Raw genomic sequence first — 26,703 nt, 5'->3', positions numbered from 1 at the left:
TCTACTTGTGGGACAGGCTGGTGATCAGCTCGACGAGGATCAGCCGGTAGGCGATGAACGCCACCAGCACGACGATGCCGATCACGGCCAGTGCGAGCACGGTCTTCCCGGTCATCTTTCCCCCACGGTTGTGTTCCGTCGCCTTGGCCAGCGCCAGGCGGATGAGATCCGACTTGTTCATGGCGCTGACGCTACGAACGAACCGGGGTGGACCGGGACCGTCGGCGGGTGGAGCCGGGGGTGGAGTTCAGCCGCGGATGGCCGGGGCGAGCGAGTGCGGCAGCACGGCTTCGGCGTTGTCCGGCCGCCGGACCAGCACCTCGACGTCGTCGGCGAAGCGGTAGGGCTTCGCGCCGAGGATGCCGCCGAAGTGCCGGCGCAACCGGGACATCTCGGCGCGGACGGTGACCGTGCGGCCGGCGTCGCCGAACAGGTCCAGCGACAGCTCGGACGCCGAGCGGCCGGCACGGCGGCTGGCCAGCACGTACAGCATCTCGGCGTGGCGCGGGCTGAGCCGGTGCGTCCAGGTCCCGGCGCCGCCCGAGACGGTCAGCTCGGGCTCGCGCGCCGACCGCACGTCCAGGACGACGCGGGTGGCCGGCGCGGTCTCGGCGTCGGACTCGGTGAGCCGGATCAGCCAGCCGCCCGGCACCGGTTCGACCGCGACGGTGCCGTAGGCAGGGAGCCACGCCCGGCCCGGCGCGAGGCCGGCCGGCAGGGCGATCCGGTCGACCGGCGCGAGCCCGGCGGCCGCGGCGACCCAGCCGTGCTCGTCGGCCACGACGGCCGGCTCGCCGACCTTCGCGAGCACCGGGACGGCGAAGCCGCGAAGCCGTTCCAGCTCGGTGAGGTGGGTGGTGCGCAGCTGCGTCTCCGCCAGCCGCGTCACGGCGTCGACCAGCGCCAACGTCGACGCGTGGACGGTCGGAGCCGGGCCGGAGAGGTCGACGACGCCGAGCAGCCGGCCGTCACGCGGGTCGTGCAGCGGCGCGGCGGCGCACGTCCAGAAGTGCTGGGACCGGACGTAGTGCTCGGCGGAGTACACCTGCATCGCGCGGCGCGCGACCAGCGCGGTGCCGATCGCGTTGGTGCCGACGGCCTCTTCCCGCCAGTCGGCGCCTTCGACGAACCCGAGCCGGTCGGCGTGGCGGCTGACCGCGGTGCTGCCGTCGCGCCAGAGCACCGCGCCGTCCGCGTCGACGATGACCATGATGTGCGCGGCCTGCTCGGCGAGGCTGATCAGCCCACCCCGCAGCGTCGGCATGGCCTGGACCAGGCCACTCGTGCGGCGACGGGCTTCGAGCTGCTCGAACGTCAGCACGGGCGCGGCGGCCCGGCCCTCCGGGTCGACGCCGAGCTTGCGCATCCGTTGCCAGGACGCGTGGATCACCGGCCGCAGCCGCGCGGGCAGCGCCCGGCCGGCCACCGCCGCTTCGTGCACCTGGGCGAGGGCGCGTGCGTGCTGCCGGGGGTCGGCCCCGGCCGGCAACGCTGCCTCGAGGTCCCGTTGACCCAAACCGCCGCTCCTCGCGCTCGACCGGCCCCAGTGTGCCGTTTCGATCCCGTGATCGGTAGGTGGGGACGATCTCGCCCTTCAGGTCTTGCTCTCGGCGGCCGTTGCCTCCCGGCTACCCCGCGCCCCCGCCGTCGAGTCCACTGTGGACGGCAGGCGAGCTGCGGCGGTACTCCACAACCGCCTTCGCGGCGTTGAGGACCTTCTGCGCGTCCGGGATGTAGAGGTCCTCGAGGGCGTCGGAGAACGGCACCGGTGTGTGCGGCGGCGTCACCATCTCGATCGGCGCCCGCAGCGCGCCGAACGCCTCCTTCGCGACCAGCGCGGAGATGTCCGTCGCGAGGTTGCAGCGCGGCGAGGCCTCGTCGACGACGACCAGCCGGCCGGTCTTCCGGACGCTCGCCAGGATCGTTCCGGTGTCGAGCGGGCTGGTGGTGCGCGGGTCGATGACCTCGGCTTCGATGCCGGTCGCGGCCAGCTCGCCCGCGGCCTGCCGGGCCATCGCGACCATCCGGCCGATCGCCACGATCGTCACGTCGCCGCCTTCGCGGACGACGTTCGCCCGGCCGAACGGGATCGTGTAGCTGTCCTCCGGCACCTCGCCGCTGGTCTCGTAGAGCGCCCGGTGCTCGCAGAAGACCACCGGGTCGTCGTCCCGGATCGACCGGATGAGCAGGCCTTTCGCCTCGTACGGGCTCGACGGCACGACGACCTTGAGGCCGGGGATGTGCGTGAAGATCGGGTACAGGCACTGGGAATGCTGGGCCGCGGCCCGCAGCCCGGCGCCGTACGCCGTGCGGATCACCACCGGCGTGCGCGCGTTGCCGCCGAACATGTACCGGAACTTCGCCGCCTGGTTGAAGATCTGGTCGATGCCGGCGCCCATGAAATCGATGGACACGAGCTCCGCGACCGGCCGCTGCCCGCGCGTCGCGGCACCGATGGCCGCGCCGACGAACGCCGACTCGGAGGCCGGTGTGTCCAGGACACGCCCCGGGAAGAGCCCCTGGACGGCACCGGGAGCGCCACCGAGCACGATGACCGACTCGTCGCGGGCCATCTCCTGCGCGAGCGCCTCGTCGATCGCCTCGCGGTAGCTGATCGTGCGGGCCACGGCGGTCAGTACGACGCGTAGACGTCGGTTTCGAGGTCCGCCCGGGTCGGTTTGGGCGCGGCCTTCGCCTCGGCGACGGCGTCTTCGACGAGCTTCGCGACTTCGGCGTCGATGTCGTCCAGGACGATTCCGGGCAGCTCGCCGCTCTCGGTGACGCGGGCGCGGAACCACGCGAGGCAGTCGAGTCCCCGCTGGTAGCGGGTGAACTTGACCTCGATCAGCGTCGGCCCGCCGCCTTCGCGGGCACGCTCGATCGCCTCGCCGGCGGCTTCGTGCACGGCGAAGAAGTCGAAGCCGTCCACGATCACGCCCGGCACGCCGAAGCCGGCGGCCCGGTCGGCGATGTTGTCCGACGCGACGGACCAGCTGCTCGACGTCACCTCGGCGTACCCGTTGTTCTCCGCGACGAAGATCGCCGGCAGGTTCCAGGCCGCCGCGAGGTTCAGCGCCTCCAGCGTCGTCCCCTGGTTGCTTTCACTGGAGAAGGACACTCCGACACCGCCGGTGTCCTGCTGTTTCGCGGCGAGCGCGGTGCCGCAGATGAGGGGCGGGCCGGCGCCGAGCACGCCCTTCGAGAGGTCGGCGATGTGCGTCGAACCGCCCTTGCCGTGGCAGGAGCCGGTCCGGCGGCCGTAGATCTCGGCCATCATGCCCTTGACGTCGACGCCCTTGGCGATGCTGTGCCCGCGGTGGCTGCCGGCGATCGCGTCGCGGTCCCCGAGGTGGGCGCAGACCCCGGCGACCGAGGCCTCCTCACCGGCGTGGAGCTGCATGGACCCGGGGATCTCGCCGGTCGCGAACTCCGCGCGCACCCGCTCTTCGAAGGCCCGGATGGTGCGCATCGTGCGATACGCCGCCCGCAGGGTGTCCGTCATCGTCGGAGCTCCTTCGCTAGTTCGGTTCGCTGCGCAACAGCCCTTTTCGTGCCGCTTCGGCCATCGTGGCCCGGACGTCGACGCACCACGGCCCGTCCGGCTTGAGCTCGACGAACGCGCTCTCCCCGAGCTTCAGTTCGAGTTCGCGCTCGCCGTCGAGCGCGATCACCCCACCCGCCGCGGCCAGCTCGACCCGCATGCCCGGCTGCAGGACGCCCCAGCCCCGCACCCCGACCGGGCGCACCAGCCCGGGCGCGATCGGCGCGTGCACGACGTACGGCGTCTCCCCGACCGGCCCGAGCTGCAGCGCGACGCCGTCCGGGCTCGAGCGCGGGCTCGGGCAGAGCTGGCCGGCCACGCTGGAGAGGCCGATGCCGTCGGGTTCGGCGAAGGTGCAGTACAGCTCGGTGAGCGACGCCGGATCCCACAGCGCCCGCGCGCCGATGTGCCTGCTCAGGGACACGCAGACGTCGACGAGCGCGATCTCGCGGCGGGCCTTGGTGACGACTTCGAGCACGCTGACCCGGTGCGTGACCAGGTCGGGGTCGATCTGCCCGGTGGCGATCAGCCCGGCGGCGAGCCCGGCGACGGTCGCCTCCCGCGTCTGCGGGAAGGCGTTGTTGGTGCCGGTCGAGAGGGCGAGCAGCGGGACGTCTTCGCAGGCCGCGGCCGCGACGCGCGCGGTCCCGTCACCTCCGAGCACGACGATGACCCCGGCACCGGCTTCGACCATCCGGCGCACGGCGTTGCTGGTGTCCTTGGCGGTGCCGCTGAGCGGGTCCTCGTCGAGGAAGTCGACGTGCGGCCAGGTCCCACCCCGCCCGAGCGCGCGCAGCACCGCGGCGGAGATGCCCCCGAGATCGGTCGAGACCATGGCCCGATCGACCCCGGCCACGGCGAACGCGGCCAGCAGCCGCTGGACCATGTTCGCCTTCTCCGCGGTGGGGAACACGGAAGCCTGCGCGACCAGCCGGCGGATGTCCCGCCCCGACGCCGGGTTCGCGACGATCCCCGCCACCGACTCGCCCAACCTGACCTCCCGATTCCCGCGTCGGGTACCAGGAGACTCCTTCGGGTGTGCCGGAGGGAAGGGTTGCAGGGCGTTGCATGTTGCGGGCTGCGTGTAACAAGGCGCGGCGAAGATCACAAAGTGAGCCGCGGGCCCGGGCGTGGCGGGGTGTGCCGAGGTCGTGCTTGATCGGCCGCGTGCCGGTCAGCGGGGCCGTGACCACGGGCCGCCGCCGTCCTCAGGCTCGACAGATCAGTGGATGCGGCCGATCAGCCCAACGGACGTCTGAAGTGAGCAGTGTGGACAGTCCAACCTGGAGCCACACCGCCGGAGAAGAACCAACCGGCCCTCGGCGTCGTGCTCACGACACCAGACTGGCCACACCGACGTAGGTGAAACCCGCTTCTTCGACCGCGGTCCGGACGTCGCCCTCCGCCAGCGCGGCGTCGGCGCGCACCACGACCCGGCCGGCCGGGACGTCGACGTCCACTTCGGTCACTCCGGGCAGAGCGGCGATTTCCTCGGTGACCGACTGCGCGCAGTGCCCGCAGCTCATCCCGGAGACGGTGTACCCGTGCTCGATCATGGGGCGGAGCATACGAAAAGGGCCGCCACCCCGAACGGGTGACGACCCTTTCCCAAGATCAAAGTCAGATCAGGTTGACCGACGTGGCCTGCGGGCCCTTCTGGCCCTGGCCGATCTCGAACTCGACGCGAGCGTTCTCTTCAAGGGTCTTGAAGCCGTTACCCTGGATCTCGCTGTAGTGAACGAAGACGTCGCCGCCACCGTTGTCGGGGGTGATGAAGCCGAACCCCTTCTCGGAGTTGAACCACTTCACAGTGCCCTGAGTCATAAAAAAGTCTCCATGTGTAACACAAAACAGGAAGCCACTTCGGCGACCCGGGTCAGCACCCGGACGGTTTGCTTCCTCGGCGAGGAGACACTACGCCCGCGGAATTCTGCGAGCGTGAGCTAACACGAACACAAAAATCGACCATCTGAAGTAAAGCACAAGTCGACCTGCGCGGACAACCCGTCTTCACCCGGGAGAGGTGAGCTATTCGCCACTCGCCGGGCGCAGGCCCTCGGCCGAGAACGGCGAACGCCAGGCCGTCTCGTGCTCGGCGACGACGACCGCGTCGTCGTGCGCCTCCGCGCTGGCGCTGAACAGCACCGGTACGACGCCGGACTTCCGCGCTGCTTCGGTCGCGTGCTGCTGATCGGCCACGTCGAAACTCCCCTCGTTCCCTGCCCGCTGCAATGCGGGTCATGACCGTGATGGTGCCATGCGGCACCGACAGAAACCGGTTGTCTCCCGCCGGGACCCGGCCGGGAAGGTTCAGCGGCGAACCACCACCGGAACACCGCCAGATTACCTCAGCCAGGGGCCTGCTACCACTGAACATTCCCGGCGTTTCCCGGAATGAAACAGTCCGAAACCGTTACTGGGCGGGAGGTTGCGGGCGCGCTTGACCCAGGAGCGCCGACAACCGCACGTCGGGCGTCACCACATCGGGGTCCGTCCGCACGTCGATGACGCACGGACGCTGCCGCACCAGCGCGCTGGCGATGATCGGCTCGAGCTCCTCACGATCGTCCACCGTGTACCCGGCCGCGCCCAGTCCACGCGCCCACGAAGCGAAGTCCGTCAACGGGATCGACACCCCGGACAACCGACCGTGGGTACGGGCCTGGTGCATGGCGAGCCCGCCGTGCAGGCCGTTCTGGAACACCACCACCATCACCGGCGCCCGGTAGCGGACGGCCGTCTCGATCTCCTGGCCGGTCATCAGGGTCCCGGCGTCCCCCACCATGGCTACCACGGTCCGCCGCGGTTCGGCCAGTTTCGCCGCCACGGCCGCCGGCACGGCGTAGCCCATCGCGGCGTTGGACGGGCCGAGCTGGCTGCGCGGCGCCGTGAAGCACCAGTACCGGTGCATGAACTGGGCGAAGTTGCCCGCGTCGCTGGTCACGATGGTGTCTTCCGGCGCCAGTTTACGCAGGGCCCGCACGACGTCCACTGGGTGGACGCGGGTGTTGCCGCTGGTGTCGGGCGGGGTCATGAAGGTGTGCACCGCGGCGTTGGCCGCCGAGGCCCGCCGCGTCCGGGGTGACGCCACGGCCCGCAGCTCCCGCAGGAACGGCTCGACCTCGGAGTCCACTCGGAACGTCAGCCCGCGCCGCCGCATGCTGACCTCGATGCCGGTGCCGACCATGACCAGCGTCTGCTGGGCCGTCGGGTAGCGGTAGGCCTGCGTCGTGACCTCGTCGAGCTGGGTGCCGAGCGCGAGCACCAAGTCAGCACGTTCCAAGGCGTCGAGCTGCCGGGCCGGGATGCCGAGCCCGAGGTGCCCGGCGTAGCGCGCGTGGTTCTCGGGGAAGGCGTCCTGCCGCCGGAAGGCGTTGTAGACGGGCAGCGCGAGCTCGTCGGCGACCGCGATCAGCTCGTCGCGCGCCGACCGCGCCCGCCCGCCGACGATGACGACCGGGTACTTCGCCTCGTCCACCAGCTGCGCCACGGCGTCCGCCGAACGGCCCAGCGTGCCGGACGCCGGCGGCCGCACCCGCGCCATCGGCTTCGCCGCGTCGTAGGGCATGCCCCAGATGTCGCAGGGCACGCCGAGCACGACCGGCCCCGGCCGCCCTTCCTGCGACGTCGTCAGCGCGTGCGCCAGCAGGCTGGGCAGGCTGTCCGGGTCGGTCACGCTCAGGGTCGACTTGGCGATCGACTCGAACATGGCCGTCAGGTCCGATGTCGGCAGCTCACCGGAGCTCCACACGGTCGGATCGGTCGCCGGCGTCTCCAGCAGCACGACCATCGGCGTCTCGTCCTGGTAGGCCGTCTGGACACCGATCGCCAGGCTCGCCGCGCTCGGCCCCCGGCTCGCCAGGAGCACGGCGGGCCGTTCGGTGAGCTTGCCCTCCGCCTCCGCCATGAACGCCGCGCCGGCGTCGTGGCGCGCCGAGACGAGCGTGATCTCCCGCTCGCGTTGCAGCGCGTCGAGCAGTTCCAGGAAGGACTCACCGACCACCGCGTAGACACGGCGGACACGCGCCTCGGTCAGGATCCGTACGGCCGTCTGGGCGACGGTCGCTCCCAGTTGGTATCTAATGAGGAGAGCTTATGCGGGCACCGTTCAGTGCAGTCAAGTGATCTTCGCCGAAACCCGGCAAGGTTGGACCTGAATGTCCGCTTTGACCGACTGGATCCGATCAAGGGAGCGAGGACCCCAGCCTTGGCCGCGACCGAACATGAATCCGTTTTTACTTACGGCGCACCGGCATTGAAGTACGGAACCGGCGCCAGCGACGAGATCGGCTACGACCTGACGCAGTACGGCGCCCGCCGGGTCCTGGTCGTGACCGACCCACAGGTCGCCGCGACCGGCTGGCCGCGCCGCATCGCCGACGGCATCACCGGTTACGGCATCGAGACCGAGGTCTTCGACGGCGTACACGTCGAACCCACCGATGTCAGCATGCAGAAGGCGGTTGACTTCGCCCGCGGAACCGGTCCGTACGACGCCTTCGTGGCCGTCGGCGGCGGCTCCTCGATCGACACCGCGAAGGCCGCGAACCTGCTGACCAGCAACGACGGCGACCTGATGGACTACGTCAACGCGCCGGTCGGCGGCGGCCGCGCGCCCGACCGCCCGCTGAAGCCGCTCGTCGCCGTGCCGACGACCACCGGCACCGGTTCGGAGAGCACCACCGTCTGCGTCCTGGACGTGCTGTCCCTGCGCGTCAAGAGCGGGATCAGCCACCTGCGGCTGCGCCCGACCCTCGCCGTCGTCGACCCGCGGCTCACCGTCAGCCAGCCCGCCGGCGTGACCGCCGCGAGTGGCATGGACATCCTGTGCCACGCCGCGGAGAGCTACACCGCCAAGCCGTACACCGAGTTCGACCGCAAGCGCCCGGAGCAGCGCGTGCCGTACTGCGGCGCGAACCCGCTGGCCGACATGTTCGCCGAGCAGTCGCTGCGGCTGCTGTCGTGGGCCCTGCCCGCCGCGGTGCGCGACGGCTCGGACCTCAAGGCACGCGAGGCCATGGCACTGGCCGCGACGTTCGCGGGCCTCGGGTTCGGCAACGCCGGCGTGCACATCCCGCACGCGAACGCGTACCCGATCGCCGGGCAGGTCAGGGATTTCCACCCGGACGGCTACCCGGGTGACGAACCCATGGTGCCGCACGGGATGGCCGTCTCGCTGACCGCGCCCGCCGCGTTCCGCTTCACCTTCGACGCGGCGCCGGACCGCCACCGGCAGGTCGCCCGCCTGCTGGCGCCCGACTTCGAGTGGTCCGGCGACGCCGCCGGCCACCTGCCCGCGGTGCTGATCGACCTGATGCGGAAGATCGGCATCCCGGACGGCATCGGTGCCGTCGGCTACACGGAGTCCGATGTGGACTCACTGGTCGAGGGAACCCTGAAGCAGCAGCGCTTGCTGGCCACCGCACCCCGCGAGGCGTCCGAGGAGGACCTCGCCGGCATCCTGCGCGACTCGGTGTCCCTGTGGTGAACGGCTACCCGCACTGGCAGACGATTCCGTTGCGCTGGAGGGACAACGACGTCTACGGGCACGTCAACAACGTGGTGCACTACTCGCTGATGGACACGGTGATCAACACGTGGCTGATCGAGCAGGGTGGTCTCGACATCGAGACCGGGGAGGTGATCGGGCTGTGCGTCGAGTCGCACTGCGGGTATCACTCATCGGTGTCCTTTCCTGGTTCGCTGCGGGTCGGTTTGCGCGTGGCACACCTGGGGAAGTCGAGCGTGCGCTACGAAATCGGGATGTACGCCGCGGATGAATCACTGGTCGCGGAGGGCCACTTCGTGCACGTGTTCGTGGACCGCGAGTCCCGCCGGCCGGTTCCGGTGTCCGGCAAGCTGCGTGGAGCGTTGGAAGCACTGCAACCCCAATGACGTGCCCCGCCGGCTGATCACCTCCCTTCTGGCGACGCGGTAGTCGGAGTCGCGTTTCTTCCGTGCTTCCGATCATGCACGACGACGCCGACAAGAGTCGGCGATCGGCGCGAGTTATCCACATGTGGTGACAAGACGGCGAAGTTATCCACAGATTCGCGGCGACGGGTTCCGCGGCGCTTCGTCGGCGGTAGCGTGGACGGCATTGAATATGTCCACAGTGGACGGGCGAGCAGGTGGTCAGCCGGCCCGTGCGGTACGCGGAACCGGCGACGGCCGCCACGGCGTTTCGGAACTGGCGGTTGCTTCGGAGGGTGCGCTCGCGGCAGCTGCCGCGCTACCACCGGCGAATTCTCCGGCGGTTGTCGCGGCACCCACGGCGGCAGCGGCAGTCGTGGCACCACGGACCGGGTTATCCGCAGCAGCTGGCGCGGCACCACTGATAGGGCCATCCGAGACAGCTGACGCGGCACCATCGGCGAGGTCACCGGTGAAAGCAGCGGCAGTCGCGGGACTACTGGCCGAACCACGGGCGGAAGCGGCAACCGCGTCTCCACCGGCGGCAGCTGGCGCAGCACCAACGGCGAGGTCACCCGTGAAAGCACCGGAAGTCGCGGAACTACTGCCCGAACCACGGGCAGAAGCGGCGATCGCGTTGCCACGGACGTGGCCACCTGCGGCGGCTGGCGCGGCACCACTGGCGAAGTCACCGGTGAAAGCAGCGGCAGTCGCAGGGCTACTGGCTGAACCACAGGTGGAAGCGGCAACCGTGCTGCTACCTGCGGCAGCTGATGCGGTGCCACTGGCTGAACCGCCAGCAACAGCTGTCGCGGCATCACGGGCGACGCCACCTGCGGCAACTGTCGCGGCACCACCGGCGAAGCCACCCGCGACAACAGCCGTCGCGACACCGCCAGCAGAACCGGCGGCGGTCACGGCAGCACCGGCCGGACCACCCGCGGCTGCAGCCGCGGGATCCGTGCCGGCGACCCGAACCGCCGCGGGCCCAGTGCCTCCGGTGGCTGCTCCCCCGGCCACCGGCGTCGCCCAGGCCTGCATCAGTTCCGCGTAGCGCGGCGACCTGGCCAGCAGGTCGGCGTGCTTGCCCACCGCGGTCTCGCGGCCGTCCATGACCAGGACGCGGTTCGCGCGCAGCGCGGACGACAACCGGTGCGCGATCACCACCAGCACACCACCCCGCGCGGCGAAGGCCCGCTCCGCGCGGGCTTCCGACACCGGGTCGAGATGGGAGGTTGCTTCATCGAGGATCACGAACCGCGCCGAACCGGCGTACACCCTGGCCAGCGCGAGCAACTGCGCTTCGCCCGCGGAGATGCCTTCGCCACCGTGGCCGATCTCGGCGTCGAGACCGCCCAGGCGCTTCAGCAGCGCGCCCGCGCCCACCGCGGTCGCGGCGGCGGCGAGCGCGTCGTCCGAGGCTGACGGTGCGAACAGGGCGACGTTGTCGCGGACCGTTCCCGCGAAGACGTACGCCTCCTGCGGGATCAGCGCGACGAGCTCGTGGCGCAGCGCCCTGGGCACGTCCCGGACCGGGACGCCACCGAGCAGGACCCGGCCTTCCTGCGGCGTGAGCATGCCGGTCAGCAAGCCGGCCAGTGTCGACTTGCCGATCCCGCTCGGGCCGACCACGGCGAGGTGCTCCCCCGGCTGCAGCCCCAGGTCGAGCCCGCGGACCACGGGTTCGGCCGTCGCGCCCCAGCCGAACGTCAGGGCGCGGACGCGGACCTCGATGCTGCGTGGGGTCGCCGTGCCGTCCGGACGTTCCGGCAGCTCGGCCGTCTCCGCGAGCCGGCGGAGTGCGACCAGCAGGCGGAGCACGACGGTGCCGGCCGTGGCCGCCAGGCCGCGCAGGGCCGGTTGCATCGTCGTGGCCAGGTAGACGAGCGCGCCCAGGGCCGCGCCCGCGGTCAGCTCACCGGTGGCCACCAAGCCCGGGGCCAACCACAAGGCGAGCAGCAGCGGCGCGAACCCGCCGAGCGAGATCACCAGCGACCGGAGGGCACTCGACCGCGCCACCCTTATCGCGGCCGTGGCCTGGGCGTCGACCGCGTGGTACATCGCCAGCGCGGCGATCGGCTCGGCGCCGCAGGCGACGACGTCGCGCATCCCGGCCAGGGATGCGCCGGCCGTCGCGGCCGTGTGCTCGTCGGCCAGGGCCAGCGCGCGCTGACGACGAGCCAGCGAAGGAAGGAGACAACCGAACACGACCAGGGAGGCGATCACCGGCACCGCGACCGGGAGCACCAGCGCGCCGGCGACGGTGACCAGGCCGGCGAGCGCCGAGGCCGTCGTCACCAGCATGGCCCGGGCCTGCACCAACAGGCCCGCGGTCGCGTCGCGGACCACCTCGACGTGCTGCGTGATCCGGGCGACGCCGCTCGAGTCGGGCTGGTTGCGCGGCGGGGACTCGTCGTGCAGCACGCCACGCACGACGGCCGTCACGAGCGCGTCGCGCAGGGGTTCCACGACCTTGCCGAGCTGGTGCCAGACCATCCGCGAGCCGAACGCGCCCAGCACCGCGGCCAGGCCGAACAGCGCCAGCCAGCCGAGCCCGGTGCGCGGGTCGCCGACGGCGAAGCCGCGGTCCACGGACAGCTCGACCAACCGACCCGAAAAGAAAGCAGGGAGCCCTTCGAGCACCGAACACACGAGCAGCACGACGCCGCCACGCCACTGCCCGGTGAGCGCGGACCAGTACAACCGGCGCAGGCTCACCCGTCGTCCTCCGTGAAGACGCCGCGGTACCCCGGCTCCTGCCAGAGGGCCGCGTGCGGGGCGACCGCGCGGACCCGGCCCTCCTCCAGCCAGACCACGAGGTCGGCGCGGGCGGCGGTGCCGGCCCGGTGGGTCACGACGACGCGCGTCCGGCCGGGCAGCGCGCTCGCGAGCGCGCGCTCGACCGCGGCCTCGGTGACGGTGTCGAGGCTGGCCGTCGCGTCGTCGAAGATCAGCACGCGCGGCTGGTGCACGATGGCCCGGGCCAGCCCGAGGCGCTGGGCTTCGCCGCCGGACAACGGCGTCTCCGCCAGCGGGGTGCGGTAGCCGTCGGGCAGGCGGACGACGACCTCGTCGACCTGCGCGGTCTCGCAGGCGTCGCGGATCGCGGACTCGCCGGCCCACGTGCCGTAGCCGACGGCGTCGGCGACCGTCGCGCCGAGCAGCGCGGGGCGTTCGAACGCGTAGCCGATCACCGCGCGCAGCTCCTCGCGGCGGACACGGGCGAGCGGACGTCCGTCGAGCAGGACCTGGCCCTCGTCGGGCGTGACCAGCCCGCCGAGCACGCCGGCGAGCACGGACTTCCCCGCGCCCGACCGGCCGACGACGGCGAGGCACGTCCCGCCGGCGATGGTCAGGTCGACCTCGGCCAGTGCGCCCGTGACGCCGACGTGGCGCAGGTCGAGGGTGCCGTCGCCGGGCAGCAGCGGGAGCTTGCCGTGCGCGGGTTCGGGCTCGTCGAGGACTTCGGCGAGCCGTTCGGCGCAGCCGCGCGCCCGCGACAGCATCGTGAGCAGCGGGATCTGGGTGACCAGGCCGAGGGCGAGCGCGACGTAGCCGAGCACCGCGACGACGTCGCCGACGCTGAGCCGGCCGGCGAGCACGCCGAACCCGGCGGCGGCCAGCACGGCCAGCTCGACCGCCGGCGTGAGCAGCCCGGCGCGCCAGACCATGCGGGCCTGCGTGCGCCAGATGCCCATCCCGGCCAGGGTCAGCTTCGGCAGCGGGCGCAGCACGCGTTCGGCTTCGCGGTCGGCGGTGCCGGACGCGGCGATCGTGCGCAGCCCGGCGACGGCGTCGACCATCCGGGCCGCGAGCTCGCCGGAAACCTGTTGGTAGGCAAGAACATCGTCGGCCGTGTGCTTGAGATGACTGCGAGCGAGCAGCAACGCGAACGGGATGCTGCCGAGGAACACGAGCGCGAGCCGCCAGTCCAGGAACGCGAGCAACACCACCGCGCCCGAGGAGATGACCAGCATCGAGCCGCACTGGACGACGATCGTGACGATGCCGCCGGCGCCGACGCAGTCGCCGGTGAGCCTGCTGATCGCGTCGCCCTCGGCGAACTTCGATCGCGTGCCGAGCGCGAAGAGCTTGTCCGACAGCGTGCGGCGCAGCCACGCGGACGCGGTCGCCGTCACGCGGGTGGTCAGGATCCCGCCGACGACGTCCGCGGCGATTTCCGCGCCGCCGACCAGCAACAACCAGGAGACTTCAGGCCAGCTGGGACGGCCCGCGACGACGGCGTCCACCGCGGCCGCGAGCGCACTGGGCAGGAGCAGCCCGGCCGCGGTGGCGACCAGGGCCGTGACGACGATGGCGGCCAATCTCGGTCGATCGAGGCCGGCCACCCGGGCCAGCAGCCGATCGGCGGAGCCGCGCATCTCACTCCTTCGGACGAGGTTCCGCGAAGGCGGAACCGGGGCCACAATGAACGTGCGGGAGCGGCGCACTTGGCCTGTGCCGCTCCCGCACTGTTCACCTAGGCACTACTTGCGTGCGATCCGCCAGGTCAGTGGCAGGTCAGCAGCGAGAGCGTGCTGTTGGTGCAGGAGGCCAGCAGGCTCAGGTTCGACGGCGCGCCGCCGCCGCCACCGTGACCACCGTTGAGCACCTCGGGGGTCTCCAGGGCCTGCAGCTCCAGAACGAGTTCCATGGTGTTCCTTTCGATTGTTCTTCGATTCCGCCGGTCCTCAGCGACCGGAGGTGTGGGGGGACGGCGTGCTGCCCAGGAAGGGCAGCACCTCCTTGCCGTCCAGGAGGCCGGCGAGCGAGAGGAGGATCCCCGCGCCGCCGGTGGTGACGTCCATCGACAACCGCAGCAGCTGGTTGCCGGGGAAGGCGAGCCCGCCGCGGAACGGCACCGCGTACCAGGCCAGCCGGGCCAGGTGCAGGTCGATCGCGTCGCGAACGCGTTGCTCGGGTTCGGCGCCCATGCCGAGCGCGACCGCGAGCCCGGACCGGCCGTAGAGCAGGCCGGGGTGGATGACGAACTCGCCGCGGCACGACTGGCGCAGCTCGGGCAGGCTCTCGCATGCGTCGGCTTCGGGCCGGTGCCGCGCCAGCTGCTCGGCGACCATCAGGATCCCCGCGCTGCCGATGCCGGCGTACGGGAGCGTGCGCGTGGCGCCGTCACGGACCTGCAGTGACGCGTCGTCGGCGAGCACGCATTCTTCGAGGTCACGGCTGAGTGCCTGGTCCGCGAACGCCAGCCAGGCGGGCTCGCCGGTGCGCTCGAACAGCCGGATGAACAACAGCGCCGGCCCGGACCAGCCGGACAGCAGGCCCGCACGGGCGAACTTCCCGGGCGGCGCCGCGGTTTCGAGCGCCTCGGCCAGCCGGACGGCGGTGGTGAGCGCCTGCCGGCCGAACTCGTTGTCCTGCCGGGCCGCGGCGAAGTGCAGCAGGGTCAGCCCGATGCCGGCCAGCCCGCCCTCGAGCGCGTGGTCGGTGGTCTGCTCGACGAGCCGCGCCGACGACGCCAGCAGCCGGCTCGCCTCGTCGTGGTGCCCGAGGTTCTCCAGCACGTAGGCGATGCCGTAGCTGCCGTCGTAGAACCCGGGCCGGGTCGGCGGGTCGCGGCGGACCGACTCGATCAGCCAGTGCTCGTGCTCGGGGAACCGTCCGACGCCGGTGACGTCGAGGGCGTGCAGCACGCCCGCGGCGCCGACGCCGAAGCAGGCGCCGCCGACCCGGAACTGCTCGATGTCGCCGGGGAAGAGCCGGTCCTGGCGCTGCGGTGTCGCGCTCGCGAGGATCGCCTCGGCGATCTGCTTGCGGACCAGCGGCCAGTCGGGTTTCTCCTGGTCGAGCTCGGTGTGGACCGGTGCCGGCTCCGTGGATTTCGCACGCGGAGCCAGCACCGCGACTGCGGCGTCGGCGTAGCCCTCGGGCAGGCCGAACCGGCGTTCGACGAAGTCGGCGATGCCGCGCAGCTTCGCCGGCGCCAGCTCCAGCAGCGCGGACAGCGGCAGGAAGAGCCACAGCCGCAGCGCCGCGAGGGCGTGCTCGTCGATCTCGAAACCGACCCGGTCGGCCGGCGCGCGGAAGCCCGGCGCGCCGAGCGCGGGACGTTCGCCGGACTCGACGTCGGCGGCCATCTCGAAGTCGATCAGTGAGACGCGGCTCTCGTCGTCTTCGTCGATCAGGATGTTCAACGCGTGCAGGTCACCGAAGACGAAGCCGCGGGCGTGGATCGCCTCGACTGTCTCCTCGACCTTCGCCAGCACGGCCAGCGCGCGTTCGGCGTAGGCGGTGAGGTCGGCTTCGGTGGTGTCGCGCCTGGTCAGCGGGTAGTTGCGAGCCAGCCAGTTGCCGAGCGACGTGCCGGGCATGTACTCCATGGCGAGGTAGTGGTGCTCCCAGACGGTGAACTGTTCGATGGTGCGGGGCACCCCGGGGATGCCGGTGAGCTTGTCGAGCACGTCGTGCTCGCGCCGCAGCCGTTCGACGGCGTCGATCTGGGCTCGGTCCAGCCCGGCGTGGGGCCGCGCCTCCTTGAGGACGACCTGGTCGCCGCCCGCTTTCGGGTCCGCCAGGTAGACGCCGCCACCGTTGGAGAAGTGCAGGGAACTCGTCACCTGGTACGGGAACTGGGACGGGTCGCCGGCCTTGCGCGCCGTGATGCTGCTCTGCAGACAGGCCGGAATCTTCACCCAGTCGGGGACCGAGAACGTGGGTTCCCGTTTGTCCGGGACGAGCCTGCCGTCCGGCTTGCGGATCGCCAGGACGCGGTTGCCGTCGTGTTCGACCCACTGCTCGGCGAATCCACCGTAGCGGACGTACAGCGGACCCGCACCGTAACGCAAGTCGCTCAGGATATAGGCCCCGTGCTCGCCTTCAAGGCGCACCGAAAGATCGTCGAGCACCCGCTTGAGCTCGTCTTCATTCGCGGGATAAATCGTGATCAGTTTCCCGCTGCCGTCACGGGGCGCGTATTTCGAGTTCCGGGCGAGCAGGATCAACGGGGAGCGCAAGTGCTTGTAGGCGACCCGGTACTCCAGACAGTACTCGTGCACCCGCAGGAGCACCCGCCGAGCGTTCCCCAGGCCGGCCGAAACGTGGATTTTCCAGCCCTGACCGGGAAGTTCCCGGCCTTCGGGGTGGAGGACCCGCCACACGCCGCGCTGGGCCTCGATCCAACCGGCGTCCGGTGCGGGCAGGGCCGTGGCGTACTCGTCGACCGACGCACCGATTTCCTGTTGTTCGTCGTAGAACAACGGATCGGCGAAGCAAAATGCTTCGTAGCGCAGGTCCATCGAGATTGCCCCTCTGTGCGTTCCCCGGTGCGGCGTGGCCCGGGACGAGGAATATTCCCCCATGCCGAGCGGTCCCGCGCCAATCCGCCAACCCGGGGGTTCAACTGGGCTATCCGAGGTAGGCAAAAGAGACACTTACCACGCAGTAGCTGAACACTGCGTGATTTCCACCAGGCAACCAACCACCCTGTCGGGGTGTAACACGAAGGTTTTTTCGTCATTCCTGCAGGTCCGAACAAGGGGCCGCCGGAATAAACCACCGAATTGGCAGAATGCCATCAAGGACACCTGGTGATCAATTTTCCCGGTATCGCGAGGTTAGGTTGGTTGTCCGGTCCACTGTGGATCACCCGGACGTGGCCCGCGCCACGCCCGCGGCCCTCGCTCGGCGGGCCGGCCGGTACCCCGGAGTAAGTTGACGCCCGCGGACCGGAAGGAGGAACTGGTGATCTTCGGATTCGCCGTGACGGTCGCCGTGGCGGCCACGCTCGTCGCGCTCTGGAGCTTCGTCCAGTCGGCCCGCAACCGGGAGCCGGACAACGCGCTCCTGATCGCGCTCGCGGTCATCGAGGTGCTGCTGGTCGTCCAGCTGGTGATCGGGATCGTGCTGCTCGCCGGCGGTGAGCGCCCCGGCAGCCTGGCGACGTTCCTCGCCTACCTGGTCGGCTGCCTGGTCGTGCTGCCCGCCGGCGCCGCCTGGGCACTGGCCGAGCGGAGCCGGTCGAGCACGGTCGTGCTCGGCATCGCCTGCCTGGCCATCCCGGTGATGGTGCTGCGACTGAACGAGGTGTGGAGTGGAGCAACAGCGTAGGACGGCCACCGGCCCCGGACGGGTGCTCGTCGCCGTGTACGCGATCTTCGCGCTGGCGGCGACGTCGCGAGCGGGCGTCCAGATCAGCACGAAGTTCCACGAAGCGCCGCTCGCGTACATCCTCTCGGCGTTCGCCGCGGTCGTCTACATCGTCGCGACGATCGCCCTGGCCCGCCGCGGTGACGGCTGGTGGCGCGTGGCCCTGACGGCCTGCTCGATCGAACTGCTGGGCGTCCTGACCATCGGCACGCTGAGCATCGTCGACGCGGCCGCGTTCCGGCACCCGACCGTCTGGTCGGTCTACGGCGAGGGTTACCTCTTCATCCCGCTGGTCCTGCCGGTCATCGGCCTGTACTGGCTGCGGAAGACGGCGCCGACGCGCGTCACGGCCTGACGACGCGGTCGAGCACGGGAACAATAGGTAGCCCTCCTCCCGGAAATAAATGAGGGTTCGCCGGACGACTTTCGTCGGTTCCGGAAATTACCCGAACAATCGGACAATCCTCACGTTCGGTCCCCACCGGCCTTTCCGTGCGGGTCTCCCGCACCCATGAGGAGTGAGCGTGAAAGTACGCTTCGGCAAATTGGTCCTGCTCGCCGCCAGTACGGCATTGGCGGTGGTCGGTCTCACCGGCCCCGCGACGGCCCAGACGTCGATCATCGGCGGCAGCAACGCGTCGAGCGGCCCCTGGGCGGCGCGGCTGTTCGTGAACGGCCAGCAGAACTGCACCGCGACGATCATCGCGCCGCAGTACATCCTGACGGCGAAGCACTGTGTCAGCAGCGCCGGCACGTACACGTTCCGGATCGGCAGCCTGGACCAGTCCAGCGGCGGCGCGACGGCCACCGGGTCGACGATCACCCGCTACAACGGCCCCGCTGACCTGGCGATCGTCCGCCTGACGACGTCGGTGAGCGCGACGTACTCGCCACTCGGCAACGTCGGCGACGTCTCGGTCGGCCAGAACGTCTCGGTCTACGGCTGGGGCGCGACGAGCCAGTGCGGCTCCGAGATCAACTGCCAGTCGCGGTACCTGAAGGTCGCGACGGTCCGGGTGAACTCCATCGGCTGCAGCGACTACACGGGCGGCGTGGCGGTGTGCGCCAACCGCGTCAACGGCATCACAGCAGGCGGCGATTCGGGCGGTCCGATGTTCGCTTCGGGCCGTCAGGTCGGCGTCGCCTCGACCAGTGACAGGTCGAACAACACGGCGTACACGAACATCACGCGTTACCGCAGCTGGATTTCCCAGGTGGCCGGAGTTTAGTTTCCCGGCAAATCCCGCGGCCGGAAGAATGCGGTCAGCTGGGCCCGGTCGAGCCGGGCCCAGCTTTCCGCGACTTCGAATACCGCGACGGCACCGGTCGGGAACGCGTCGATCGCAGTTCTTCCGGCGAGCTGGAAAGTCACTTCGCTGACACTGGGCTCGTGCCCGACGAGGGCGAGCCTGGTGACGTCGTCGGGTGTTCGACGCGCGATGTCCAGGTAGTCACCGCCGTAGAGCTCATCGTCGTACTCGACCGGCGGCTGCTGTTCGAACTCCCCGGAGACGAGCTGCCAGGTCTCACGCGCCCGGCGGGCGGTGGAGCAGCGGACGCGCTCTGGCAGGTAGCCGTGTTCTCTCAGCCAGCGCCCGGCCTTGGGAGCGTCCTTGAGCCCCCGCGGCCCGAGAGGACGTTCGTGGTCGTCGACACCTTCCGGCCAGGCCGACTTGGCGTGCCGGAGGACGAGAAGCAACCGGGTCTGATCCACGTCACGACCCTCCCACAGGCACCGGCCGCGCTCGACGGCTCGCGTAGAGACACCAGTGACGGACGGCGGAGACGCTGAGCAACCCGGCCCACAGCCATGAAGTCCACGCGCTGGTGAGCAGGCCGAGGGCGAGGAACATGATGGTCCCGGCCGTGGTCACGATCGCGGTGGCGAGAATCCACCCGCGCTGCCGCGAAGTCAGCTGAGCAGGCGAGTCGGCCACCAATCGATTCCGGTCCACGCGCGAAGCCTCCCACGCAACCGTGCCCGCCGGCGACGGGATAGCCGCCGACCAGGGAACTCGAGTGGGCCGCCTGGGGCTCGAACCCAGAACCTACGGAGAATAAGCCCAGGTCAGCGGCTAGTTCTCGTCATCTGTCGATACCAGTCTTCACCTGCGGGAGCGTCCGCGCCAAACGATCATGCTCGGTCGCTGGTTCTCGTCGTTCTGCGTCGTTTCCCGGGGGAAAACCGGGGAGATGATCATGCCCTCTTCGCGGCTCTTGCTGCCAGCTCGCGCGTCCCCACTCTACCGCCCACAGCTCCCCCGCCATCCCGATACGAAGCCAGCACACGGCCGGTGGCGTCGGGTCAAGGCACGCTTTCCAGCCTTGACGCGGCGTCACCGGCCGTTGTCACGATCAAGCTTCGGGATGGTGCTTACCGCCGAACGGGCGTAACACGGTGGCGTCTGACGGCGACCCGGGTTGTACGACTCATCGGCGAGGGAGGGCTCGACGTTGACTGGATGCTCAGACGCGCCGTCGGCGGGCGGCGCCGCGCAACTGCACCGAAGGCGGCCACGCCGCCCGGCCGGTCGGCAGAGCGGAGCGGAGTCGGCCGTGCCGGGCACGGGCGTGGTCGCCAGCGTGAGCAGCTATGCCGGGCGACTGACGCGCCGCCCAAGGGCGGCGCGCTTGATCCCATAGAGCTGAATTCGGCAACGCCCACCCACATTGCCGACTGGTAGTCTGAAACCCCAACTCAACGAACGACCGAGAGAGTATACGCTCAAATGCCGGATAATGAGCTAGATCTGCGGGATGAGCTCGACTCGCATCGACGGGCCGTCGATACCGAGTATTTCGACTTATCCATTCGCGAAATCGTACGAATGGTCGAAGATCTAGAAATCAACGTAGTTCCGAGTTACCAGCGTCAGTTTCGATGGGATGACGACACTCAGTCAGAACTGATCGAGTCACTGCTGCTCGGCCTTCCTATCCCGGCCATCTTCGTCGCAACGAACAGAGACGGAACTTGGGACGTTGTAGATGGCCTGCAACGGATCTCCACCATCCTGCGATTTCGCGGCGTCGACGTACCCGCTTCCAACATTAACCTCCAGTTCTCCCAAAGAAAGCTGTCACTGACAAATCTTAGCCAACTTAGTGGATTCATCGGCGTCACTTACGACGACCTACCTAAGTCGATCCAATTGATGCTCGACCGCCGCTACCTGCGAGTTCAAGTACTCAGCGACAAGTCGGACGTCGACGTAAGGTTTGAACTTTTTCGACGACTGAATGCTGGCGCGGTTGAACTGACACCCCAGGAGATCCGCACGGCCGTCTTCATGGGACCGTTCATGTACCTAATAGAAGAACTTTCACAAATGAAGCAGTACCAGTCACTACTAAAACTCAAAAAGGGCAACCTTTTCGACGGAACAGCCGCAGAGATAGTTCTCAAGTTCTTTGCCTACTTAGACCGCATGGATAACTTCGACGGCAAAGTCACTCGGTTCCTGAACGATTACATGAAGCATCGACTAGCAGATACCGACTTGGCGGCCGACCGGAATCTGTTTGTAGAAGTTACCGAATTTCTAAGCGAAGTAGTGGGGGGACCTTTCCTGCGCAATCGCGTGACCGTTACTCCGATCAACCAGCTTGAAGCAGTCTTAATTGGAATTGGTCGAGTTATTCGATCAGGCAAGAAGCTGGTCAAGCCCCCGAATGGATGGGAGAACGACGAGGTTCTCGTCGAGGCAAGCACCAAGGGAACCAACAGTCGCTCAATGCTCTTCAGGCGCATTGAGCGCGCAGAAGAATTGTTCTCCAAGAAATGAACCGCACTATCGATGAGGTATTCGATGATGCAGTAAGCCAGCTTGAAAGAGAAAATCGGCGACTTGAGTCCTTCGACAAGTCGGGGGAAGCCGGCAAATTTGATCACGACGGATTCGCTGCGACTAGCCGCGCCTTGTCATATGTCGTCATGGGGGGCGTACTCGAGGCACTTATGAGAGATCTTCCGACTGCGATCGCAGATGCAGTCGATGCGATGCAGATCGAGAGACGACATCTGCCAGTCTCATTTATCTCGATCATAGATTCGCGCGGTTTTAGACGCAGTGGAACTGACAACGTCGCATCTCTGATTGCTCGCGCAGAGATAGTCACTCAAGTAGGTCTCCACGAAATTGACTCGAGACCAGTTGATCGATTCGCCGACTTCTTCAAACTTGCCGACGGTACCACCATTGGTGAAAAGCATTTTAAGGCCCTATGGTTACTACTCGGCCTTCCCGACGACTGGAAGAATAGGCCGACAGACTCAATGCTGATAAGCGAGATTCAAGAGAAGAGAAACGACGTAGCTCACTGGAAAAAGGATCCGGTAGCAGTTGGTCGCAGTAAAGGAAATCGTGACCTTGGGGACATGCTCAGCAAGTTGATCGACCTACTGCAACACATCCAGTTGCACGTGATGGATTGGCTAGATGGCCGACAGACAGCTCGTGCTCAGGCCTGAGGTCGATAAGCAGCAGACCGGTTGCATCAGGTGGGCAGCTAGGCGTTATGATGACTTACGCGACCGACCTAGAGAGAGAAGTGCCAGTGGATCCCGTCAGGCCTGCAAGCGGCCCTGGGGAGACTCAGGGCATGTTGCCGTTGCAGGTTGACGCGCGGCGTCACGGTAAAGGCGCAATTTCACCGAAACGACCTCCAGTTGAGACCGCAGGGCTGGCCGATATATTTCCTTACTATGCTGGCTTTTCCTTTGACTGGGCTTGCTCGGAGCTTAAGCGCCATGCAGGTGAAGATAGACGAGTAGTTTTGGACCCATGGAATGGAAGCGGAACAACGACGCTTGCCGCCCAACACGACGGTCATGTTTCCGTGGGAGTAGACCTCAATCCAGTCGCTAATGTAATCGCACAAGCGCGGTGTCAGCTGAACGGAAGAGTGCTACCTTCCGTTCCTCCGGTAAAATTCTCGAGGAAAATAGTACGTTCTGACGACCCGCTTTTCAACTGGTTTGACCAGGACACTACGTCGCGTTTTCGCGACTGGACCAAGTCTCTTGGTCGCGCACCAAAGAGTCGATCAATACCTGGAATCTTGGCCATCTTTCGTGTGACACGTCGGCTCACAAAGACGTTCGAAGGCTCTAATCCAACTTGGATAAAAAGAGCCAAAGACGATGATTCGCGGCTAAGTATTCCGTTCGATATTCTAGACGAGCAGATTGTCCGCGAGATCGAGATCCTACTTCCTCGGCTTAGAAGTCTTCGCAAAGACTTGCCAGAAGCGTCTATTTTGACTGCTTCGGCGTCACAGTTGCCACTGGCTGACTCTTCTATCGATTTGATCCTGACATCTCCTCCATACCTAACCAGAATCGATTATGGCGTTGCTTATGCGCGCGAACTAGCCGTCCTTGGCATTGATGTATTCCGTGATCGAACCTTGCGATCCGGCCTGATGGGCACCACCCTGATTAGGCCCACCAGAGAATATGGACCAGGATTCGGGCGCGTTGCCAGCGATTTACTCGATGGAATTTCTAAGCATGAGAGTAAGGCATCCAGCGGGTACTATCTGAAGCAAGCGAAGCAGTACATGCTTGATCTCACCGCCGGATTTGACGAGCTAAGCCGTGTCGCGAAGATTGACGCATATGCCTGCTTAGTAGTACAAGATTCGTACTACAAAGATATCCCCGTCCCGCTAGCTGATATCTGCATCGACGAGGCTACGCGTCGTGGCTGGTCCCTGAAGACATTGGAACCATTTCCAGTCATTCGATCTCTGATGACAATGAACCGGTCAGCACGCGAGTACACCAAGGGTGAAGTGGCGGAGAGCGTAATCACCCTTCAAAGGGTCCGCGACTGACGCGTCGTTGACTACAACATCGACCGCAAACTCGTCATTTCTTCAATTAAAGCGTCCGCGGACGCGAGCTCGCTAACTTTCCTCGCCTTGTTGACGTAGGCGATAGAATAAACTCCTGCAGACCGCGCAGCGTCGATATCAGAGATCGAGTCGCCGATAAAGGAACACTCCTGCGGAGTAACCGCCAGAGTTCTGATTGCCTCATAAAGCAGGTGAGGATTAGGCTTCAGTAGGGTAACGTCCGCATTTCTGCGACCAGATACAAAGTCAACAGACGGCCGGAGTTCATACAAGTCGAGGTAACTCTCGATAGCCAATACGCTGTTGTTGCTGACAATTGCAATTGGTCGACTCAACTCATGCCAGTATTTTATCAGCTCATGAGCGCCCAAAGTCGGCCTCGCTGTCGATATAGCCTCCACTTCATGTGCCACAAAGGCCACCTCCACATCACGGCCCGCACTGCCTCCCAATGTCGACGCGTAGAAGAGTACATCGAATGGATCAGGGCTCGAGAGCACTCTATCTGGAAGGTCGATGTGACCGCTGTCAGTAAGCACGAGTCTTAACTGCGCAGCAACCACTGCCGCGGGAATACCTGCGAAGACATCACAAACCGGACCGTCAAAGTCAATTAGTAGCGCATGAGTTCGGTTAATGGAAGCTGCTAATTTCACCGCTGATAATCCTTGGCCACGCTGTTCCACAAGCTGTCGAACCAGATTTTCGCTTGGTCGACGTACTGAGAACCTGTAGACGTGTCGTCGTCGTTGATCGAGTGGTGGAAGAGGATCGCGTCCTTGCCCATCAGGTCGTACATCGCCTGGGTCTCGCCGCCGAAGTTGATGACGTGCTCGCGGACCGGGTAGAAGCCGAAGAACGTCTCCTCACTGTTGATCAAGTAAAGCTTGAACATCGGAGGCGAGGGATGCACGCGGACCTGCGCGGTCGCCTTGTTGACCAAACCCAGCTCGGCGAGTTCGGTCACCGAGTCGACGATGGCCAGGGTGTGTCGGCGCATGATCTCTTCAGCGCGCTTGCGAAACAGCGGGCTATCAGCGTGCTCGTCGACTGTGACTGGCAGGGACCACGGTTGCGTCGGGTCCGGGACCAACAGACGGACTGTGATCGACTCGGGCCGGAGCCGGCCGATTCGGATCTTGTCCAGCGGCTCAGCTATGACCCCGTGCAGAGTCTCACCGGAGAAGCCGGCGAAGTCGATCGTGACATCCTCGGCCTCGAAGGCGCGTTCGATGTGCGGGCGGAGACCCACCGGGCGCTCGGTGCGCTCGCGGACAAAGACACCGCTCCCCTGCCGCGACACAATCAGGCCCTCGTCGCGTAGCTCGCGCAGGGCGTTCTGAACGGTCATCGGCGCAACGTTGTAGTTCTTCGCCAGCTCGTTTCGCGACGGAAGCTTGTCGCCTGGCGAGAACTTCCGAGTCAGGATCGCGGCTCGCAGAGCGTTCGCCACCTGCACGTAAGGCGGCCTCGGATCATCGGGGTCCAGAGGCACGGCGCTTCCTCCATATCGCGGCTCGGGCTTGGTGCTGATATGTCGACATGTGTTCACATGTGTCGACCACGCGTCACATGTGACACATGTCGGCCAGTGTCCCGAGGTGCGCGCTTCTTGTCTAGACGGCCTAGCGGCCTAGACGGGTTCCCGCTTGGTTGACTTGTCTAGCCAACCTGGCTAAGCTGATCAAGTCAGCCAAGTTAGGCAGCGCCGAATGAGGCGCCTGACCAGGAGGTACCGACATGGCAGTAGCGCGCGGGACACGCTTCGAGATCGAGCACGACGTCGTGTTTCCGGCCGGAGCCGCGATCGTCGGTCCGGTCACACCGGACATGGAGTACGTCTCCAACGAAGACAAGGCCCGGGGCAAGCAGCCCAAGCAGAAGATCGACGAGCAGACCGGCCTGCCGCAGTGGAAGGTCACCGTCACCGACCCGTCGGCGGAGAAGGATCGCGACAAGTCGGCCACGGTCACGCTGCTCGACCGGGTCCAGCCCGTTCCGCCTCCGGCGGCGATGCAGGGGTTCGACTTCCGGCCGGTCGTGTTCGAGGGCCTGATGGTCGAGGCCCGGGTGATGGGCGAGAAGTTCAAGTACCAGGGCTGGGTCCTGCGGGCGACCGGTATGCGTGAGCCGGGGCGTGGTGCTGGCTCGAAGCAGGCTGCCGCGAAGACGCCGGCCGGTGAGGGCTCGGGCAGTCAGCAGAAGGCAGCGTGATGGCGGGGCGGCCGTCGCGTGAGGCGGTCGCTCGGTGGAACGAGGCATACGCGGAGCAGACGGCCGCACTGTTCGCCGCTATGAGATCGACTTCGGGTGATCTGGCGGCAGTGCGGCGTCTTGCTCTCGCCTACCACGCTGTGGCTGTGGCCTGGCGTGCCTTGTCCGCCGATCTGGCTGTGCCGCTCTGGGCGCGTCACGCGTCGGCGGTGGCGGCGGAGGAGTTCATGCGGCGCGCGCAGGTGGAGTTCAGTCGTGCCGATTCGGATCGTCGACCAGGGGAGCTGACATGAGCCGGTGGGAGCTAGTGAGGGCCTGGGAACTGGCCTATGCCCGGTACCCGGCCGCGTCTGAAGCTGAGCTGTCGTCGGTGTCGCGGGCAGTAGCAGCTGCTTGGCGTCATCTGGCGGCCGAGTTCGAGCTTCCCGCGTGGGCGCATACGGCGGTCATTTCTGCGGCCGAGGCGTTCGAGATCCAGGCCGACAAGTACAGCGTTCGAGGTGAGGAAGGGCATGTCGACCACCGGATGGGACGGGTTCGGCGTGACGTGGGTCGTCGGCCCGCACGCGGAACTGACGGTCGAGGAGACTGGTTCGGAGCCGACGAATCCGCCGATGCTGGTGCTCGCGGGGGCGCCGTGCGTGGTGACAGTCCGGCCGCCGGACGATCCGGCGATGTGGCCAGCGTGCGTGACGTTCCTTCGCCAGCTCCGCGACGGCGCGGAGGATCTGGCTGCGCTTCTCGAAGCCCGCGCGACGGCTCGGCTGGTGCGTGATGAAGACGCCGGATAAGCCGCGCACCCTGCGGGACGCGCACGAGATCGCGATGGATCGACGGCCTGCGCCGGACGCCAACCCGTCGGTCTGGTTGGCCTACCGCCAGGCGAACGCCCGGATGTACGAGTGGGTCGCCGACGTCGATCGGGGCCACCACCACGAATCCCTGTACTGGGCGGACTACGAACGACGTCAAGCCGGGGAGGTGTCAACGAAGATCCAGGGCTCAAACACCAAGCCTGAATAGTCCTATGTAGATACACGATAAGTGAATCACAGCAACAAAACCGTGCG

27 protein-coding genes are annotated in these 26,703 nt (G+C 67.4%); 11 read left to right on the top strand and 16 right to left on the bottom strand.

Annotated features, from left to right (window positions below; genetic code table 11):
- Position 1: 1 nt before the first annotated feature.
- The 9 genes from OHS58_RS39360 to OHS58_RS39320 all read right to left on the bottom strand — a co-directional run bounded on the left by OHS58_RS39360 (position 2) and on the right by OHS58_RS39320 (position 7,613).
- Entirely contained in the window at positions 2-181 is a 180-nt protein-coding gene (locus tag OHS58_RS39360) for a hypothetical protein (protein WP_328645766.1), read from the bottom strand.
- Positions 182-247: 66 nt separating this feature from the next.
- Entirely contained in the window at positions 248-1,516 is a 1,269-nt protein-coding gene (locus OHS58_RS39355) for a GAF domain-containing protein (protein ID WP_328645765.1), read from the bottom strand.
- Positions 1,517-1,628: 112 nt separating this feature from the next.
- Entirely contained in the window at positions 1,629-2,627 is a 999-nt protein-coding gene (locus tag OHS58_RS39350) for an alpha-ketoacid dehydrogenase subunit beta (RefSeq protein ID WP_328645764.1), read from the bottom strand.
- Positions 2,628-2,632: 5 nt separating this feature from the next.
- On the bottom strand, positions 2,633-3,502 hold the full coding sequence (locus tag OHS58_RS39345) for a thiamine pyrophosphate-dependent dehydrogenase E1 component subunit alpha (protein WP_328645763.1): 870 nt from the start codon (positions 3,500-3,502) through the stop codon (positions 2,633-2,635).
- A 16-nt stretch (positions 3,503-3,518) separates the two neighbouring features.
- Entirely contained in the window at positions 3,519-4,532 is a 1,014-nt protein-coding gene (locus tag OHS58_RS39340; protein WP_326945754.1) for an ATP-NAD kinase family protein, read from the bottom strand.
- Between the two features lie 340 nt (positions 4,533-4,872).
- Positions 4,873-5,097 (bottom strand): heavy-metal-associated domain-containing protein, encoded by a 225-nt coding sequence (locus OHS58_RS39335; protein WP_328645762.1) that lies wholly within the window; start codon positions 5,095-5,097, stop codon positions 4,873-4,875.
- A gap of 64 nt (positions 5,098-5,161) precedes the next feature.
- Positions 5,162-5,365, bottom strand: coding sequence for a cold-shock protein (locus OHS58_RS39330; RefSeq protein WP_247060113.1), 204 nt, complete (start codon positions 5,363-5,365; stop codon positions 5,162-5,164).
- A gap of 204 nt (positions 5,366-5,569) precedes the next feature.
- Positions 5,570-5,740, bottom strand: a complete 171-nt coding sequence (locus OHS58_RS39325; protein WP_247060111.1) for a hypothetical protein — start codon at positions 5,738-5,740, stop codon at positions 5,570-5,572.
- Between the two features lie 214 nt (positions 5,741-5,954).
- A complete protein-coding gene (locus tag OHS58_RS39320) occupies positions 5,955-7,613 on the bottom strand; it encodes a thiamine pyrophosphate-dependent enzyme (protein ID WP_247063879.1) in 1,659 nt (552 codons plus the stop codon).
- A gap of 183 nt (positions 7,614-7,796) precedes the next feature.
- Between OHS58_RS39320 and OHS58_RS39315 the strand changes: the two genes are divergently transcribed.
- A complete protein-coding gene (locus tag OHS58_RS39315) occupies positions 7,797-9,029 on the top strand; it encodes a hydroxyacid-oxoacid transhydrogenase (protein WP_442875492.1) in 1,233 nt (410 codons plus the stop codon).
- Entirely contained in the window at positions 9,023-9,436 is a 414-nt protein-coding gene (locus tag OHS58_RS39310) for an acyl-CoA thioesterase (RefSeq protein ID WP_328645760.1), read from the top strand. Before OHS58_RS39315 ends, OHS58_RS39310 begins: the two co-directional genes overlap by 7 nt.
- Before the next feature lie 240 nt (positions 9,437-9,676).
- On the opposite strand, the gene OHS58_RS39305 is transcribed toward OHS58_RS39310, so the two are convergent.
- The 4 genes from OHS58_RS39305 to lanKC all read right to left on the bottom strand — a co-directional run bounded on the left by OHS58_RS39305 (position 9,677) and on the right by lanKC (position 16,710).
- Positions 9,677-12,172: an ABC transporter ATP-binding protein gene (locus OHS58_RS39305; protein ID WP_328645759.1), complete on the bottom strand. Its 2,496-nt coding sequence runs from the start codon at positions 12,170-12,172 to the stop codon at positions 9,677-9,679.
- The gene (locus OHS58_RS39300) at positions 12,169-13,836 is read right to left on the bottom strand and encodes an ABC transporter ATP-binding protein (protein ID WP_328645758.1); all 1,668 of its coding nucleotides are present in this window, start codon (positions 13,834-13,836) and stop codon (positions 12,169-12,171) included. Before OHS58_RS39300 ends, OHS58_RS39305 begins: the two co-directional genes overlap by 4 nt.
- A 128-nt stretch (positions 13,837-13,964) precedes the next feature.
- A complete protein-coding gene (locus OHS58_RS39295) occupies positions 13,965-14,108 on the bottom strand; it encodes a SapB/AmfS family lanthipeptide (protein WP_155548626.1) in 144 nt (47 codons plus the stop codon).
- A 37-nt stretch (positions 14,109-14,145) separates the two neighbouring features.
- Entirely contained in the window at positions 14,146-16,710 is a 2,565-nt protein-coding gene (gene lanKC / locus OHS58_RS39290; protein ID WP_247060101.1) for a class III lanthionine synthetase LanKC, read from the bottom strand.
- A gap of 445 nt (positions 16,711-17,155) precedes the next feature.
- Here lanKC and OHS58_RS39285 point away from each other — a divergent pair, with 445 nt between their 5' ends.
- The 3 genes from OHS58_RS39285 to OHS58_RS39275 all read left to right on the top strand — a co-directional run bounded on the left by OHS58_RS39285 (position 17,156) and on the right by OHS58_RS39275 (position 18,789).
- Positions 17,156-17,521 (top strand): hypothetical protein, encoded by a 366-nt coding sequence (locus OHS58_RS39285; protein WP_328645757.1) that lies wholly within the window; start codon positions 17,156-17,158, stop codon positions 17,519-17,521.
- A 22-nt stretch (positions 17,522-17,543) separates the two neighbouring features.
- The gene (locus tag OHS58_RS39280) at positions 17,544-17,915 is read left to right on the top strand and encodes a hypothetical protein (RefSeq protein WP_247063877.1); all 372 of its coding nucleotides are present in this window, start codon (positions 17,544-17,546) and stop codon (positions 17,913-17,915) included.
- A 169-nt stretch (positions 17,916-18,084) separates the two neighbouring features.
- Positions 18,085-18,789 carry a S1 family peptidase gene (locus tag OHS58_RS39275; protein ID WP_328645756.1) on the top strand — a complete coding sequence of 235 codons (705 nt, stop codon included), beginning with the start codon at positions 18,085-18,087 and terminating at the stop codon, positions 18,787-18,789.
- On the opposite strand, the gene OHS58_RS39270 is transcribed toward OHS58_RS39275, so the two are convergent.
- Positions 18,786-19,274 (bottom strand): SixA phosphatase family protein, encoded by a 489-nt coding sequence (locus OHS58_RS39270; protein WP_328645755.1) that lies wholly within the window; start codon positions 19,272-19,274, stop codon positions 18,786-18,788. The genes OHS58_RS39275 and OHS58_RS39270 overlap by 4 nt on opposite strands.
- Before the next feature lie 1,015 nt (positions 19,275-20,289).
- On the opposite strand from OHS58_RS39270, the gene OHS58_RS39265 reads away from it, so the two are divergent.
- From OHS58_RS39265 to OHS58_RS39255, 3 genes are all read left to right on the top strand, one after another.
- Positions 20,290-21,345, top strand: coding sequence for a DUF262 domain-containing protein (locus OHS58_RS39265; RefSeq protein ID WP_328645754.1), 1,056 nt, complete (start codon positions 20,290-20,292; stop codon positions 21,343-21,345).
- Positions 21,342-22,031, top strand: coding sequence for a hypothetical protein (locus tag OHS58_RS39260; RefSeq protein ID WP_328645753.1), 690 nt, complete (start codon positions 21,342-21,344; stop codon positions 22,029-22,031). Before OHS58_RS39265 ends, OHS58_RS39260 begins: the two co-directional genes overlap by 4 nt.
- Before the next feature lie 131 nt (positions 22,032-22,162).
- On the top strand, positions 22,163-23,398 hold the full coding sequence (locus tag OHS58_RS39255) for a hypothetical protein (protein ID WP_328645752.1): 1,236 nt from the start codon (positions 22,163-22,165) through the stop codon (positions 23,396-23,398).
- A gap of 11 nt (positions 23,399-23,409) precedes the next feature.
- On the opposite strand, the gene OHS58_RS39250 is transcribed toward OHS58_RS39255, so the two are convergent.
- Together OHS58_RS39250 and OHS58_RS39245 are read right to left on the bottom strand one after the other, a co-directional pair.
- Positions 23,410-24,075, bottom strand: a complete 666-nt coding sequence (locus OHS58_RS39250) for an HAD family hydrolase (RefSeq protein WP_328645751.1) — start codon at positions 24,073-24,075, stop codon at positions 23,410-23,412.
- Positions 24,072-24,914: a GntR family transcriptional regulator gene (locus OHS58_RS39245; protein ID WP_328645750.1), complete on the bottom strand. Its 843-nt coding sequence runs from the start codon at positions 24,912-24,914 to the stop codon at positions 24,072-24,074. The genes OHS58_RS39250 and OHS58_RS39245 overlap by 4 nt, the downstream gene beginning before the upstream one ends.
- Positions 24,915-25,159: 245 nt before the next feature.
- On the opposite strand from OHS58_RS39245, the gene OHS58_RS39240 reads away from it, so the two are divergent.
- The 3 genes from OHS58_RS39240 (at position 25,160) to OHS58_RS39230 (ending at position 26,656) form a co-directional block, all read left to right on the top strand.
- Positions 25,160-25,633 carry a hypothetical protein gene (locus OHS58_RS39240; protein WP_328446074.1) on the top strand — a complete coding sequence of 158 codons (474 nt, stop codon included), beginning with the start codon at positions 25,160-25,162 and terminating at the stop codon, positions 25,631-25,633.
- 512 nt (positions 25,634-26,145) lie between these two features.
- A complete protein-coding gene (locus OHS58_RS39235) occupies positions 26,146-26,424 on the top strand; it encodes a hypothetical protein (RefSeq protein WP_328645749.1) in 279 nt (92 codons plus the stop codon).
- Positions 26,408-26,656, top strand: a complete 249-nt coding sequence (locus OHS58_RS39230) for an AMED_5909 family protein (RefSeq protein WP_328645748.1) — start codon at positions 26,408-26,410, stop codon at positions 26,654-26,656. The genes OHS58_RS39235 and OHS58_RS39230 overlap by 17 nt, the downstream gene beginning before the upstream one ends.
- Positions 26,657-26,703: the final 47 nt, after the last annotated feature.

The sequence above is a fragment of the Amycolatopsis sp. NBC_00348 genome, from assembly GCF_036114655.1.
Lineage (GTDB): Bacteria > Actinomycetota > Actinomycetes > Mycobacteriales > Pseudonocardiaceae > Amycolatopsis.
The sequence above is the reverse complement of the archived record's forward strand: the minus strand, read 5'-3'. Positions and strand labels throughout refer to the sequence as shown.